The sequence below is a fragment of the Pseudomonas sp. GW822-FHT06D10 genome (genome assembly GCF_058799535.1).
On record NZ_JBXALN010000007.1, the window covers coordinates 17,469 to 33,034 of the forward strand.

A 15,566-nucleotide genomic window follows, 5' to 3' on the forward strand; every position below is an offset into this window, starting at 1 on the left:
GACAGCCTGGACGCAGAGCCTTCGGACCAAGAGGATAGCCATGAAATTTCTTTGCGCCGGCAACGATCTGCCCGAAGCCGGCAGCCGGGGCTTCCAGCTCGCGGGGCTGAAGCTGTTCGCCGTGCGGCGCGAGCAGCGAGCCTATGTCTATGCCAATCGCTGCCCGCACCGGGGAGTGGCGCTGGAGTGGCAGGCTGACCAGTTCCTCGACCCCAGCGCCAGCCTGATCCAGTGCGCCACCCATGGCGCCCTGTTTCTGATCGAGAGCGGAGAGTGCGTGGCCGGACCTTGCGCCGGCCAGTTCCTGGAGAGCATCGACTGCCATGAAGACAGCCAGGGGATCTGGGTGGACCTCTAATCCCCGAGCAACACCTCAAGACGTCGGTCGATGCACACTTGCTCGGCCGTCAGGCACACACCATAGGCCAGCACCTCAACCCCCGCCGCGCGGGCTTCGCGCAGGGCAGCGGCGTAACCCGGATCGATCTCCTGCGCCGGCCGCACCGCGTCGATGCCCGAAAGGTTGACGCAATACAGCTGAACCGCCCGCACGCCCTCCCGGGCCAGGCTCGCCAGTTCCCGCAGATGCTTGGCGCCGCGCTGGGTCACGGCATCGGGAAACGCTGCCACCGGTGTGCCATCGAAGCCCAGGGTGACGCTTTTGACCTCGACGTACGCCGGACCGTCCGGGTAATCCAGGCGAAAATCGATGCGGCTGTTCTCTTGCCCGTAAGGCACCTCGCGCTTGAGCCCGGTGAAGCCGTTCAACTCGCTGATAAGCCCCGAGCGCAAGGCTTCTTCCACCAGCCCGTTGGCCCGCCCGGTGTTGACGCAGGCCAGGCGGCCTTGAGGGGTTTCGCTGATTTCCCAGGTGCCCGGCAACTTGCGCTTGGGGTCATTGGAGCGGCTGAACCACACCTGCCCGCCCTCGACCATGCAATTGAGCATCGAGCCGGTATTGGGGCAATGGATGGTCAACAGCTCGCCGGTGGTGGTTTCGATGTCCGCCAGGAAGCGCTTGTAACGACGCAGCAGACGCCCCTCTTCCAGGGGAGGATCGAAGCGCATCAGGCGTGCCAGCTCTGCAGGCCACGGGCGATACGCTCAACCGCCTCCTGCAGGCGTTCCAGGCTCTGGGTATAGGCAAAGCGCACATGATGGCCAGCCTGATGCCGGCCGAAGTCCAGGCCAGGGGTAAAGGCCAGGTGCTCGGTTTCCAGGAAGTGCCGGCAAAAGGCGAAGGCATCACCGCCGAAGGCGCTGATGTCCGCGTACAAGTAGAACGCCCCTTCAGGTTCCACAGCGATGCCGAAGCCCAACTCACGCAAGGCTGGCAGCAGGAAATCCCGGCGGCGCCCGAACTCGGCGCGGCGCTCCTCGAGGATTTCCAGGGTCTGCGGCTCGAAGCACGCCAGCGCAGCATACTGGGCCATGCTCGGCGCACTGATATAGAGGTTCTGTGCCAGCTTTTCCAGTTCACCCACGGCTGCCGGCGGAGCTACCAGCCAGCCCAGGCGCCAGCCGGTCATGCCGAAATATTTGGAGAAACTATTCAGGACGAAAGCGCTGTCATCCACCTCCAGAACGCTGGCGGCATCGGTGCCATAGGTCAGGCCATGGTAGATCTCGTCCACCACCAGATGCCCGTTGCGAGCCTTGATCGCGGTGGACAACCCCGCCAACTCGTCCCGGCTCAGGACCGTGCCGGTGGGGTTCGCCGGCGAGGCCACCAGGGCGCCCACGCTGTCCTGATCCCAATAGCGCTCCACCAGGTCCGGCGTCAGTTGGTAACGCACATCCGGCCCCACCGGGACCAACTGCGCAGCGCCTTCCACCAGACGCAGAAAATGCCGGTTGCACGGATAACCCGGGTCCGCCAGCAGCCAGTGCTTGCCCGGGTCCACCAGCAGGCTGCTGGTCAACAGCAGGGCACCGGAACCACCGGGGGTGATCATGATCCGCTCGGGATCGATGTCCAGGCCGTAACGCTGCTGATAGAAGCCGGAAATCGCCCCTCGCAGCTCGGGAATTCCGCGGGCTGCGGTGTAGCGCGTCTTGCCGGCGCTCAGCGCGGCCTGCCCGGCCTTGATGATCGGCTCGGCGGTGGTGAAGTCCGGTTCGCCGATTTCCAGGTGAATCACATCATGCCCGGCGGCTTGCAGCTCATTGGCGCGGGCCAGCAAGGCCATGACATGGAAAGGTTCGATAGCGCGACTACGCGCACTGTAGGGCTGAGCCATTAGCCTTCCTTCATTGATTCGAGGGGGGAGCAAAGGACCGATTCTACCCATCTGATCAAGCCCGGGAGAACCCAGGCGGATCCGAGCGGTCTGTTGCTTGCGCCAACTGGCGCCAACACAACCCGCAGACTTGACTAAAATCAATGATTGAACGAACCGATCAGCAAGCCATGTCAGACTTTTCCCATATCCATGGACGAAGCAAGACATAGGCTCGACAACCGGGAGTAGCGCGCTCTGGTTTGATCTGGTAAGTTCGCCCGCTTGCAGCCGCAGGGCCGGCAAGTGTCGGAGATGGAGCAATCCTGCGCAATGGATTACAAGAGTAGAGGCGGTCCATTCATGCCCACCCAAGCAAAGCAACAGATTCAATCGATCAGCGGTTTTGAACCTTACGTTGAAACTGCGGGCGAAGAGTACATGGGCAAGCCCATGCGCGAGCACTTCACCAAGATCCTGAACAAGTGGAAACAGGACTTGATGCAGGAAGTCGACCGCACTGTTGATCACATGAAAGACGAAGCGGCCAACTTCCCCGACCCGGCTGACCGTGCCAGCCAGGAAGAAGAGTTCAGCCTCGAACTGCGGGCCCGCGATCGCGAGCGCAAGTTGATCAAGAAGATCGACAAGACCCTGCAACTGATCGAAGACGAAGAATACGGCTGGTGCGAATCCTGCGGCGTCGAGATCGGCATCCGCCGGCTGGAAGCCCGCCCAACCGCCGATATGTGCGTCGACTGCAAGACACTGGCGGAAATCAAGGAAAAACAGGTCGGCAAATAATCGCCGGCTGGAACCTGAAACGGAGCGTACCCACGCTCCGTTTTCGTTTCTACCTTCCCTGCAAGAGCAAGCCCACTCGCCAAAGCGATCCCCCGGCACCATCGTCACCCCGGGGCCAGACGAAGTAACATCCGCTCCATGACTGCCTCCACCTCTTCCTCGTACATCGGGCGCTTCGCCCCCACTCCCAGCGGCTATCTGCATTTCGGCTCTCTGGTTGCCGCGCTTGCCTCCTATCTCGATGCCCGCGCCGTCGGCGGCCGCTGGCTGCTACGCATGGAGGACCTTGACCCGCCCCGGGAAGAGCCCGGTGCCCAGGCGGCCATTCTCAAGGCACTGGAAAGCTACGGTTTCGAATGGGATGGGCAGATGATCCGCCAGAGCGATCGCCACGACGCCTATGGCGAAGTCCTCAATCGCCTGTTCCAGCAGGGCCTGGCCTATGCCTGCACCTGTTCGCGCAAACAGCTGGAGCCCTACCATGGCATTTACCCGGGACTGTGCCGCAACCTCGGCCACGCCCAGGACGACGCCGCGATCCGCCTGCGGGTACCCGAACTGGAGTATCGCTTCGTCGACCGGGTCCAGGGCGAATACCGCCAGCACCTGGGTCGGGAAGTGGGGGACTTCGTGATCCGCCGCCGCGACGGTCTCTACGCTTACCAACTGGCCGTGGTGCTCGACGATGCCTGGCAAGGCATCACTGATATCGTGCGCGGCGCCGACCTGCTGGATTCCACACCGCGCCAGCTGTACCTGCAGGAACTGCTGGGCCTTTCCCTGCCCCGCTACTTGCATGTACCGCTGATCACCCAGCCGGACGGGCACAAACTGGGCAAGTCCTACCGCTCGCCCCCGCTGACCGAGGATCAGGCCCCGCCCCTGCTGCTGCGCGCCCTGCGGGCACTGGGCCAGAAGCCACCGGCCGACCTCGATGGCGCCAGCGTCGCGCAGATAATGGCCTGGGGCATGGCCCACTGGGATGCCGCCTTGATTCCACGCACACTGAGCGTGCCGGAAGCGCAATTAAGCTGACGCCACTTGCAGCTTGGCGCCCATCCGTTACCATCGCCGCACGTTTTCGGGCACGCACACAATAAAGAGAGGCCGAGATGTACATCTATCGCTTGGTCCTGCTCCTGGTAGTGGGGATCTATCTGTTCTCCCCCGCCATCATGGATTGGTGGATCGATGCTACTGGCGCCTGGTATCGCCCGTATCTGCTCTGGCTGATTCTGATCGTCGTGACCTTCATCCTGCAGAGCCAAAAAGATGCCGATGAGCTTTAGCCTGACCCAGATGATCCTGATCAGCGCCGCCTACCTGGCGGTGCTGTTCGGCGTTGCCTGGATCAGTGAGCGCGGGATGATCCCTCGTTCGATCATTCGCCACCCGCTGACCTACACCCTGTCACTCGGGGTCTATGCCAGTGCCTGGGCGTTCTACGGCACGGTCGGCCTGGCCTACCAGTACGGCTATGGCTTCCTGTCCAGCTACCTGGGGGTTTCCGGGGCCTTCCTGCTGGCACCGGTACTGCTCTACCCGATCCTGAAAATCACCCGCACCTACCAGCTGTCATCCCTGGCCGACCTGTTCGCCTTCCGTTTTCGCAGTACCTGGGCCGGTGCGCTGACCACGATCTTCATGCTGATCGGCGTACTGCCATTACTGGCGCTGCAGATCCAGGCCGTGGCCGACTCCATTGGCATTCTCACCCACGAGCCGGTGCAACATCGGGTGGCGCTGAGCTTTTGCGCGCTGATCACCTTGTTCACGATCTTCTTCGGCTCGCGGCATATCGCCACCCGGGAAAAACATGAAGGCCTGGTGTTCGCCATTGCCTTCGAATCGGTGATCAAGCTGATCGCCATTGGCGGTGTCGGCCTGTACGCGCTGTACGGGGTATTCGACGGCCCGCAGCAACTGGAACTCTGGCTGTTGCAGAACCAGACTGCCCTTGCCGCACTGCATACACCCCTTCAGGAAGGCCCGTGGCGCACCCTGCTACTGGTGTTCTTCGCCTCGGCGATCGTCATGCCGCACATGTACCACATGACCTTTACCGAGAACCTCAACCCTCGCGCCCTGGTCAGCGCCAGTTGGGGGCTGCCGCTGTTCCTGCTGCTGATGAGCCTGGCAGTGCCGCTGATTCTCTGGGCCGGCCTCAAGCTCGGCGCTACCACCAACCCGGAATACTTCACCCTGGGCATCGGCATCGCCGCCAACAGCCCGGCCCTGGCTCTGCTGGCCTATGTCGGCGGGCTGTCGGCCGCCAGCGGCCTGATCATCGTCACCACCCTGGCGCTCTCGGGGATGGCCCTGAACCACCTGGTGCTGCCGCTCTACCAGCCACCGGCGGAGGGCAACATCTACCGCTGGCTGAAGTGGACCCGCCGCGCCCTGATCGTCGCCATTATCATGGCCGGCTACGCCTTCTACCTGCTGCTGGGCGCCGAGCAGGACCTGGCCAACCTGGGGATCGTGGCCTTCGTCGCCACCCTGCAATTTCTTCCGGGCGTGCTGTCGGTACTATACTGGCCAACCGCCAACCGCCGGGGCTTCATCGCCGGCCTGCTGGCGGGGATCCTGGTGTGGCTGGTGACCATGCTGCTGCCGTTGATCGGCAACCTGCAGGGTTTCTACATCCCGCTGCTGAACATGATCTACGTCCTGGACGACACCAGTTGGCATATGGCGGCCATCGCCTCGCTGGCGGCCAACGTCCTGATGTTCACCCTGATCTCGCTGTTCACCAATGCCAGCACCGAGGAGGCCAGCGCCGCCGAAGCCTGTGCCGTGGACAACGTGCGCCGTCCGCAGCGCCGGGAACTGCACGCCGCCTCGCCCCAGGAGTTCGCCACCCAACTGGCCAAGCCGCTGGGGGCCAAGGCAGCCCAGAAGGAAGTGGAGCAGGCCCTGCGTGATCTGTATCTGCCCTTTGACGAACGCCGACCTTACGCCCTGCGGCGCCTGCGCGACCGCATCGAAGCCAACCTGTCCGGGTTGATGGGCCCCAGCGTCGCCCAGGACATGGTGGAAACCTTCCTGCCCTACAAGGCCGGTGGAGAAAACTACGTCACCGAGGACATCCACTTCATCGAAAGCCGGCTGGAGGACTACCACTCACGCCTCACTGGCCTGGCCGCCGAGCTCGATGCCCTGCGCCGCTATCACCGGCAAACCCTGCAAGAGCTGCCGATGGGGGTCTGCTCCCTGGCCAAGGACCAGGAGATCCTCATGTGGAACAAGGCCATGGAGGAGCTCACCGGCATACCTGCCCAGCACGTGGTGGGCTCGCGCCTGAGCACCATTACCAACCCGTGGAAGGACCTGCTGCAGGGCTTTATCAACCTGCCGGACGAACACTTGCACAAACAGCACCTGGCCCTCGATGGCCAGACCCGCTGGCTGAACCTGCACAAGGCCGCCATCGATGAGCCTCTGGCCCCAGGCAACAGCGGCCTGGTACTACTGGTGGAAGACCTGACCGAAACCCAGACCCTGGAAGACAAGCTGGTGCACTCCGAACGCCTGGCCAGCATCGGGCGCCTGGCGGCCGGGGTGGCCCATGAGATCGGCAACCCGATTACCGGCATCGCCTGCCTGGCGCAGAACCTGCGCGAAGAACGGGAAGAGGACGGCGAACTGACGGAAATCAGCGAGCAGATCCTCGAACAGACCAAACGCATCTCGCGCATCGTCCAGTCGCTGATGAGCTTCGCCCACGCCGGCAGCCATCAGCACAACGACGAGGCGGTGTGCCTGGCCGAAGTGGCCCAGGACGCCATTGGCCTGCTGGCGTTGAACCGGCGCAATTTCGAGGTGCAGTTCTTCAACCTGTGCGATCCCGACCACTGGGTCGACGGTGATCCCCAGCGCCTTGCCCAGGTACTGATCAACCTCCTTTCCAACGCCCGCGACGCCTCCCCTCCTGGCTGCGCGGTACGCGTCAAGAGCGAGGCTTTCGAGCACACGGTCGACCTGATCGTGGAGGACGAAGGCAGCGGCATTCCGAAGAACATCATGGACCGATTGTTCGAACCGTTTTTCACCACCAAGGACCCTGGGGAAGGCACCGGTCTGGGCCTTGCACTGGTCTATTCCATCGTTGAAGAGCATTATGGACAAATCACCATCGACAGCCCGGCCGATCCTCAAAGCCAACGCGGCACCCGTATCCGGGTGACTTTACCGCGTCATGTCGAAGCGACGTCCGCTGTGAACTGAGACCGTCGAGAGAATTGAATCAATGCCGCATATTCTGATCGTCGAAGACGAAACCATTATCCGCTCCGCCCTGCGCCGCCTGCTGGAACGCAACCAGTACCAGGTCAGCGAAGCCGGCTCAGTGCAGGAGGCACAGGAACGCTTCAGCATTCCCACTTTCGATCTGATCGTCAGTGACTTGCGCCTGCCAGGCGCCCCGGGCACCGAATTGATCAAGCTCGGCCAGGGCACTCCGGTGCTGATCATGACCAGCTACGCCAGCCTGCGCTCGGCCGTGGACTCGATGAAAATGGGCGCGGTGGACTACATCGCCAAGCCGTTCGATCACGATGAAATGCTCCAAGCCGTGGCGCGGATCCTGCGGGATCGGCAAAGCGCCGAAAATGCCCCGCCAGACCGTCCGGCCGCCAAGGCTGGCGCCACTGCGGAGCGGGCCGGTGCGGGCAACAACAATGGCGAAATCGGCATCATCGGCTCCTGCGCTCCCATGCAGGATCTGTACAGCAAGATCCGCAAAGTGGCGCCCACTGACTCCAATGTACTGATTCAGGGTGAATCCGGTACCGGCAAGGAACTGGTGGCCCGAGCCCTGCACAACCTGTCCAAGCGTGCCAAGGCACCGATGATTTCGGTGAACTGCGCAGCCATTCCGGAAACCCTGATCGAGTCCGAACTGTTCGGCCACGAGAAAGGTGCGTTCACCGGTGCCAGCGCCGGCCGTGCTGGCCTGGTAGAAGCTGCGGACGGCGGCACCCTGTTCCTCGACGAGATTGGCGAGCTACCGCTGGAGGCGCAGGCGCGATTGCTGCGAGTACTGCAGGAAGGCGAGATTCGCCGTGTCGGCTCGGTGCAGTCACAGAAAGTCGATGTGCGCCTGATTGCAGCCACTCACCGCGACCTGAAAAGCCTGTCGAAAATAGGCCAGTTCCGTGAAGACCTGTACTACCGCCTGCACGTGATTGCCCTGAAACTGCCGGCCCTGCGTGAGCGCGGTGCAGACGTCAATGAAATTGCCAATGCCTTTCTGGCCCGCCAGAGCGCACGCGTCGGCCGCACGGACCTTAAGTTCGCCGCCGATGCAGAACAGGCCATCCGCCATTACTCCTGGCCGGGGAACGTGCGCGAACTGGAGAACGCTGTCGAGCGTGCGGTCATTCTGTGCGAAAGCCCGGAAATCTCGGCCGACCTGCTGGGCATCGACATCGAACTGAGCGACCTGGAAGACGATGACTTCGTCGGCCTGCCCCCACAAGCGGGTAACACCAGCCACGAACCGACCGAAGACCTGTCCCTGGAGGACTACTTCCAGCACTTCGTCCTCGAACACCAGGACCACATGACCGAGACCGAGCTGGCACGCAAACTGGGCGTCAGCCGCAAGTGCCTGTGGGAACGTCGTCAGCGCCTGGGCATCCCACGGCGCAAGAGTGGGGTCGCCAGCGAAAGCTGAACTACGGCTGACGAAAACGCGGGTAACACTCGCTTTTGTGAAAAAAACTGTTACCTGCTCCATCGCACGTAACAGGAACCGGGGCTAAAGGTAACGAAGCCCCGGTTTTTTTTGCCCTGAAAAACACCCAACGGCACGCCTAACCCCTTGTTTTACTGGGGATCGCAAAAGTTGGCACGGCACCTGCTATATGTTTGGTACAAGAACAATAACAAGCAATGCACAAGACAATAAAAATAAGACGAATCGACTCACGCATAATAAAAACAACACGGCGGAGGCGCAGCTAACTGATTCTTTTGGAGAGGCGTTGTATTTGGGGCTTGCCCCACAACCAGGCCGAGAACAACAAAAACTGCCCTAAGGCAGAGCCTGAACTGGTTGGATCGAAAGGTCATTGCAACTCAGCGATCAAAGCAATCCGTTTGCTCTTGGCTCCCGATTGGGAGGGTCATCCTGGGTAAACCAGATGACAAGGGCGTTTAACAAAAACAAGAAGCCCGAAACCAATAATAAAAATAGAGCACGCAACTATTCTGGGGGAGCTTCGGCTCCCCTTGTGGTTTCCGGAATTCGTGTTTTCACTCACCCGCCCCCATCCAACCTCGCCAAACCGCAGTTCAGCGCCAGCCTGTACAAGTCGCGGCAGCTTCCTACACCATCCTCCGACTAAATGCTAGAATCCCCGCCCATCATGCGGCCACTCTTCGTTTTGGCCGAATATTCCTTCAAACAGTGCATCCCATGCTGAAGAAGCTGTTCCAGTCATTCCGTTCTCCCTTGCGTCGTACGCAACATAAACGCAGCACGCCTGAAGTGCTCAATAGCAGCCAGCATTCGCTGCAACGTGCCCAGTTCAGCCGGTATGCGGTGAATATCGTCGAACGCCTGCAGAACGCCGGCTACCAGGCCTACCTGGTGGGTGGCTGCGTGCGCGACATGCTGCTCAATATCACCCCCAAGGACTTCGACGTCGCCACCAGCGCCACGCCGGAACAGGTCAAGGCCGAGTTCCGTAACGCGCGCATCATTGGCCGGCGTTTCAAGCTGGTGCACATCCACTTCGGTCGCGAAATCATCGAAGTTGCGACTTTCCGCGCCAATCACCCGCAAAACGAAGACGACGAGGACAGTAACCAGTCATCGCGCAACGAAAGCGGGCGGATCCTGCGGGACAACGTCTATGGCACCCTGGAAGAGGACGCGCAACGTCGCGACTTCACCATCAATGCCCTGTACTACGATCCGGTCAGCGAGCGCATTCTCGATTACGCCAATGGCGTACACGACATTCGCAACAACCTGATCCGCCTGATCGGCGATCCTCGCCAGCGTTATCAGGAAGACCCCGTACGTATGCTTCGGGCAGTACGCTTTGCAGCAAAACTGAACTTCGGCATCGAGAAACACACCGCCGCCCCCATTCGCGAACTGGCACCGATGCTGCGGGAAATCCCCTCGGCGCGCCTGTTCGAAGAAGTGCTCAAATTGTTCCTCTCCGGCTACGCGGCGGACACCTTCGAAATGCTGGTGGACCTGCAACTGTTCGACCCGTTGTTCCCGGCCAGCGCCGAAGCCCTGGAGTACAACCCGACCTACACCCATACGCTGATCAGCGAAGCCTTGGTCAACACCGACCTGCGGATCAAGCAGAACAAGCCGGTGACCCCAGCCTTCCTGTTCGCCGCCCTGCTCTGGCCAGCCCTGCCGGCCCGAGTGCTGCGCCTGCAGGAGCGTGGCATGCCGCCGATTCCGGCCATGCAGGAAGCCGCCCACGAGCTGATCGCCGAACAGTGCCAGCGCATCGCTATTCCCAAGCGCTTCACCATGCCGATCCGCGAAATCTGGGATATGCAGGAACGCCTGCCACGGCGCAGCGGCAAGCGCGCCGACCAGTTGCTGGACAATCCGCGCTTCCGCGCTGGCTACGACTTCCTGCTGCTGCGCGAAAGCGCCGGCGAGCAGACCGATGGCCTGGGGGAATGGTGGACCGACTATCAGGACGCCAATGACGCCGAACGCCGCGACATGATCCGCGACCTCAGCGGCAAGGAAGACGCCAGTGGCGCGCCACGCAAGCGCCGGCGCAGCAGCGGTGCCAAGCGCAAGCGCAGCAGCGGCGCATCGGGCGAGTAATAGATGGAACGCATCTATATCGGCATGGGTAGCAACCTGGCAGCCCCTGAAGCACAACTGCGCAGTGCCATCGAGGCCCTCGCGCAGTTGCCCGAAAGCCGCCTGCACGGCGTATCGGCCTTCTACCAGAGCGACTCATTGCTCCCAGGCCAGCCACGCTATACCAACGCCGTCGCGGCGCTGGACAGCGCGCTGGCGCCGCTAGCCCTGCTGGACGCCTTGCAGGCCATCGAAAACCAGCAAGGCCGCGAGCGAAATGAGCGCTGGGGCCCACGTACCCTGGATCTGGACATCCTGTTGTTCGGCGATCGACTGATCGACGAACCCCGCCTCAAAGTCCCCCATTACCACATGCAGGCACGCCCCTTCGTGCTCTACCCGTTGGCGGAACTGGCCCCTGCCGACCTGCAACTGGCTGACGGCCGCACCCTGCACGAACTGCTCGCTGCCTGCCCATTTGTCGGCCTGGAACGCCTGGCCTGACCGCTGAAACGCATCAGTAACGGCGGTAACACTGGCAGCGTAACAATGCGGTAACACATCTAATTGACTTCCCGAGTTCTCCTCACGACTATAGGCGTCCCGTTGCCGCCATCACGGCGCTAAAGGGCGCAATTCAAGTGAGGTCGGTTCGCGGCGAGCCCGGGAAACGCCAGGCAGGGGCAGTTGTGCAACGGCGGTGGCACCCGCTGGCATGGCACCTCTTCTGGGCACAGAATGATGGGCCCGACGCCACAGGCGCGACTCCCGCAAGCCCGTTCAAATCGCTTGGAACCAGGCTGTATAAGCACGACAAAAGACCGTGCGCCTGAATAACGAAGAATCACGCGCGTTACTCGCAGTAGTTTCCAAAGCGCCTGAAATGAGGACCCCTTTCATGCCAGACATCACTCTGACCACCCTGCAAAGCCTCAAGCAGAAAGGTGAGAAAATCACCATGCTGACCTGCTACGACGCCACCTTCGCCCACACCTGCTGCGAGGCGGGAGTCGAAGTCCTGCTGGTAGGCGACTCCCTGGGCATGGTGCTGCAAGGACACGACAGCACACTGCCCGTCAGCACCGCTGACATGGCCTATCACGTCGCGGCGGTCAAACGCGGCAACAACGGGGCACTGATCTTGGCCGACCTGCCATTCATGTCCTACGCCACCACTGAACAGGCCCTGAGCAGCTCGGCCCAGCTGATGCAGGCCGGCGCCCATATGCTCAAGATCGAAGGCGCAGCCTGGCTGACCGAGCCGGTGCGCCTGCTGAACGAGCGTGGAGTGCCGGTCTGCGTGCACATGGGGCTGACGCCACAAACCGTGAACGTTCTGGGCGGCTACAAGGTCCAGGGCCGCAATGAAAGCCAGGCGCGGCAGATGCGTGCCGATGCCATCGCCCTGGAGCAGGCCGGCGCGGCAATGCTGCTGCTGGAGTGCGTGCCCAGCGAGCTGGCGGCGGAAATCACCCAGGCGGTGAAGATCCCGGTAATAGGTATCGGTGCCGGCAATGCTACCGACGGCCAGGTCCTGGTGCTCCACGACATGCTGGGGCTGTCCCTCAGTGGTCGCTCGCCGAAGTTCGTGAAGAACTTCATGGCAGGCAAGGACAGTATCCAGGCCGCCTTGAGCGCCTATGTCGAAGAAGTCAAAGCCGTCACCTTCCCTGGCGCCGAACACGGGTTCTCTGCATGAATACAGTCAAAACCGTGCGCGAATTGCGCGCCGCGGTCGCCCGCGCGCGCAGTGAGGGCAAGCGGATCGGCTTCGTGCCCACCATGGGCAACCTGCACAGTGGCCACGCCGCCCTGGTGGCCAAAGCCGCCCAGCGGGTGGACTTCGTGGTCGCCAGCATCTTCGTCAACCCACTGCAGTTCGGTGCCGGCGAAGACCTGGACAAGTACCCACGCACCCTCGCCGCCGACCAGGAAAAATTGCTGGAAGCCGGTTGCCACCTGCTGTTTGCCCCCAGCGTCGAAGAAATGTACCCCGACGGCATGGCCGGGCAGACCCGGGTCAGCGTTCCCCAGCTGTCCGAAGGCCTGTGCGGCGCCAGCCGTCCCGGGCATTTCGAAGGCGTGGCTACAGTGGTCAGCAAGCTGTTCAACATGGTCCAGCCCGATCTCGCGGTGTTTGGCCAGAAGGACTACCAGCAGTTGGCAGTGATTCGGGCCCTGGTGCACGACCTGAACATGCCGATCCAGATCATCGGTGAGCCAACGGTACGTGCCGCCGACGGCCTCGCCCTGTCGTCGCGCAACGGCTACCTGAGCGAAGAGCAGCGCGCTATCGCCCCGGTGCTGTACCGCAGCCTGAGCCAGATTGCCCAGGCCATCAGGAACGGCGAACGCGACTATCCCAAGCTTGTGGCCGAACAACAGCAGCAGCTTGAAGCCGCCGGTCTGCGTCGTGACTACCTGGAAATCCGCCAGGCACAGAACCTGCGTCCAGCCACCGCGCAAGACCGTGAACTGGTGATTCTTGTGGCAGCCTATCTGGGCGCGACACGGTTGATCGACAACCTGCACCTGGACCTCGACACACCGGCATGAACGCCCGATTGCCCGAACTCCAACCTTCGGGCAAACTGCCGCCGGCTGGGGCCTGCAGCCCATGACTGCGGGCCCCGTTCAAGGATCCGCCCCAGGGAACACCCCATGTACACCATCATGTTCAAGGCCAAGGTCGGTGATCGAGCGACCCTCTGTACCTATGCTCCCTGCAGTGAAGCCGAACCGCTCGGTTTCAAGCCGCGCATGCTGCACATGGCCCCTGGCAATGAGCAGAGCCTTACCAGCCCTGCGATTGCGGATCAGGTCGCCTGACGCTTCCCCCTATTTCTACCCATTGAAATCCCGAATCCAGACCAGGCAGGCCCGCTGAGTACAAAATAGTACTGGCCACCAGTCGGACAAAGCCAAGACAGAACAGCACGCCGGGGTTACTGTTATCCCCCCGAGTGATTAAACGTATCAGCACAGGGCCGGCCCAACGGGTCCTTGAGACCGCGCAGGACGTTCCGGGCTTTTCAGTGTCCAAAAGGCAGTTCAAGCAAAAGGAAAACCGCAGCGATGGCGTACTACCGCACTCCTCATGACGTTACCGCTCTGCCCGCCTGGCAAGCGTTGAAAGACCACCGCCAAGCCATGCAGGATTTCAGCATGCGCGAGGCGTTCAATGCCGATCCGCAGCGCTTCAGCCAATTCACCCTGAGCAGTTGCGGGCTGTTTCTCGACTATTCGAAGAACCTGATCACCAGCGAAACCCGCGACCTGCTGGTGAACCTGGCCAAGGAAGTCGGCCTCTCAGACGCCATCAAGTCCATGATCACCGGCGAACTGATCAACGCTTCCGAAGGCCGCCCAGCCTTGCACACCGCACTGCGCCGCCCGGTGGGCGACAAGCTGTCGGTGAACGGTGTCAACGTGATGCCCGAAGTGCACAAGGTACTGAACCAGATCACCGAGCTGGTGGGCCGCATCCACGACGGCCTGTGGCGCGGCTACACCGAGAAGCCCATCACCGACGTGGTGAACATCGGCATCGGCGGCTCCTTCCTCGGCCCGGAGCTGGTTTCCGAAGCGCTGTTGTCCTATGCCCAGAAAGGCGTGCGCTGCCATTACCTGGCGAACATCGATGGCAGCGAGTTCCATGAGCTTTCTGCGAAAATCCGTGCAGAAACTACGCTATTCATCGTTTCCTCCAAGTCTTTCAATACCCTCGAAACCCTGAAGAACGCCCAGGCAGCACGGGCCTGGTACCTGGCCCAGGGCGGCTCGGAGGCCGAACTGCACCGCCACTTCATCGCCGTGTCGAGCAACAATGCGGCGGCAGTGGCCTTCGGCATTCGCGAAGAGAACATCTTCCCGATGTGGGACTGGGTCGGCGGGCGCTACTCGCTGTGGTCCGCCATCGGCCTGCCGATCGCCCTGGCCATCGGCATGTCCAACTTCAAGGAGCTGCTGTCCGGTGCCTACACCATGGACCAGCACTTCCAGAGCGCGCCGTTCGAACAGAACATGCCCGTGCTGCTGGCCCTGCTCGGCGTGTGGTACGGCAACTTCTGGGGCGCGCAGAGCCACGCGATCCTGCCGTACGACCACTACCTGCGCAACATCACCAAGCACTTGCAACAATTGGACATGGAATCCAACGGCAAGAGCGTGCGCCAGGACGGCACCCCGGTGGCCACCGATACCGGCCCGGTGATCTGGGGCGGCGTGGGCTGCAACGGCCAGCATGCCTACCACCAGTTGCTGCACCAGGGCACCCAATTGATTCCGGCCGACTTCATCGTGCCGATCGTCAGCTTCAACCCGGTGGCCGACCACCATCAATGGCTGTACGCCAACTGCCTGTCCCAGAGCCAGGCACTGATGCTGGGCAAGACCCGCGCCGAAGCCGAGAGCGAACTGCGCGAGAAAGGCCTGAGCGAAGCCGAAATCGCGAAGCTGGCACCGCACAAGGTGATTCCCGGCAACCGTCCGAGCAACACCCTGGTGGTGGAGCGCATCAGCCCGCGACGCCTTGGCGCACTGGTGGCGCTGTATGAACACAAGGTCTTCGTGCAAAGCGTGGTCTGGGGCATCAACGCCTTCGACCAGTGGGGCGTGGAGCTGGGCAAGGAGCTGGGCAAAGGCGTCTACAACCGCCTGGTCGGCAGCGACGAAACCCTGGCCGACGACGCATCGACCCAAGGCCTGATCAACTACTTCCGCGGCCGTCACCGCGGCTGATCGACCCTGTC

Annotated in this window: 14 protein-coding genes; 12 read left to right on the plus strand and 2 right to left on the minus strand. The window is 62.0% G+C overall.

The window, feature by feature from the left end; translation table 11 throughout:
* Positions 1-40 precede the first annotated feature (40 nt).
* Positions 41-358: a Rieske (2Fe-2S) protein gene (locus AC1RL5_RS22815; protein WP_072453155.1), complete on the plus strand. Its 318-nt coding sequence runs from the start codon at positions 41-43 to the stop codon at positions 356-358.
* On the opposite strand, the gene sfsA is transcribed toward AC1RL5_RS22815, so the two are convergent.
* Together sfsA and AC1RL5_RS22825 are read right to left on the minus strand one after the other, a co-directional pair.
* A complete protein-coding gene (sfsA, locus tag AC1RL5_RS22820) occupies positions 355-1,068 on the minus strand; it encodes a DNA/RNA nuclease SfsA (RefSeq protein WP_041119917.1) in 714 nt (237 codons plus the stop codon). The genes AC1RL5_RS22815 and sfsA overlap by 4 nt on opposite strands.
* Positions 1,068-2,240: a pyridoxal phosphate-dependent aminotransferase gene (locus tag AC1RL5_RS22825; RefSeq protein ID WP_011063503.1), complete on the minus strand. Its 1,173-nt coding sequence runs from the start codon at positions 2,238-2,240 to the stop codon at positions 1,068-1,070. Before AC1RL5_RS22825 ends, sfsA begins: the two co-directional genes overlap by 1 nt.
* A gap of 342 nt (positions 2,241-2,582) precedes the next feature.
* Here AC1RL5_RS22825 and dksA point away from each other — a divergent pair, with 342 nt between their 5' ends.
* From dksA to pgi, 11 genes are all read left to right on the plus strand, one after another.
* Positions 2,583-3,023, plus strand: coding sequence for an RNA polymerase-binding protein DksA (dksA, locus tag AC1RL5_RS22830; protein WP_011063504.1), 441 nt, complete (start codon positions 2,583-2,585; stop codon positions 3,021-3,023).
* Between the two features lie 138 nt (positions 3,024-3,161).
* Positions 3,162-4,058: a tRNA glutamyl-Q(34) synthetase GluQRS gene (gluQRS, locus tag AC1RL5_RS22835; protein WP_093410309.1), complete on the plus strand. Its 897-nt coding sequence runs from the start codon at positions 3,162-3,164 to the stop codon at positions 4,056-4,058.
* A gap of 77 nt (positions 4,059-4,135) precedes the next feature.
* On the plus strand, positions 4,136-4,312 hold the full coding sequence (locus AC1RL5_RS22840; protein WP_003176118.1) for a hypothetical protein: 177 nt from the start codon (positions 4,136-4,138) through the stop codon (positions 4,310-4,312).
* Positions 4,296-7,250 carry a sensor histidine kinase gene (locus AC1RL5_RS22845; RefSeq protein WP_185021770.1) on the plus strand — a complete coding sequence of 985 codons (2,955 nt, stop codon included), beginning with the start codon at positions 4,296-4,298 and terminating at the stop codon, positions 7,248-7,250. The genes AC1RL5_RS22840 and AC1RL5_RS22845 overlap by 17 nt, the downstream gene beginning before the upstream one ends.
* Before the next feature lie 22 nt (positions 7,251-7,272).
* Positions 7,273-8,700 carry a sigma-54-dependent transcriptional regulator gene (locus tag AC1RL5_RS22850; protein WP_011063508.1) on the plus strand — a complete coding sequence of 476 codons (1,428 nt, stop codon included), beginning with the start codon at positions 7,273-7,275 and terminating at the stop codon, positions 8,698-8,700.
* 744 nt (positions 8,701-9,444) lie between these two features.
* A complete protein-coding gene (locus tag AC1RL5_RS22855; protein WP_011063509.1) occupies positions 9,445-10,836 on the plus strand; it encodes a polynucleotide adenylyltransferase PcnB in 1,392 nt (463 codons plus the stop codon).
* A 3-nt stretch (positions 10,837-10,839) separates the two neighbouring features.
* Positions 10,840-11,319 (plus strand): 2-amino-4-hydroxy-6-hydroxymethyldihydropteridine diphosphokinase, encoded by a 480-nt coding sequence (folK, locus tag AC1RL5_RS22860; protein ID WP_011063510.1) that lies wholly within the window; start codon positions 10,840-10,842, stop codon positions 11,317-11,319.
* 394 nt (positions 11,320-11,713) lie between these two features.
* Complete coding sequence (gene panB, locus AC1RL5_RS22865; protein WP_492590225.1) at positions 11,714-12,514, plus strand: 3-methyl-2-oxobutanoate hydroxymethyltransferase; 801 nt, start codon at positions 11,714-11,716, stop codon at positions 12,512-12,514.
* A complete protein-coding gene (gene panC, locus AC1RL5_RS22870) occupies positions 12,511-13,371 on the plus strand; it encodes a pantoate--beta-alanine ligase (protein WP_041119923.1) in 861 nt (286 codons plus the stop codon). Before panB ends, panC begins: the two co-directional genes overlap by 4 nt.
* 105 nt (positions 13,372-13,476) lie before the next feature.
* On the plus strand, positions 13,477-13,644 hold the full coding sequence (locus AC1RL5_RS22875) for an aspartate 1-decarboxylase (RefSeq protein ID WP_072453146.1): 168 nt from the start codon (positions 13,477-13,479) through the stop codon (positions 13,642-13,644).
* 246 nt (positions 13,645-13,890) lie between these two features.
* On the plus strand, positions 13,891-15,555 hold the full coding sequence (gene pgi / locus AC1RL5_RS22880) for a glucose-6-phosphate isomerase (protein ID WP_103408067.1): 1,665 nt from the start codon (positions 13,891-13,893) through the stop codon (positions 15,553-15,555).
* The last annotated feature ends 11 nt before the right edge of the window (positions 15,556-15,566 follow it).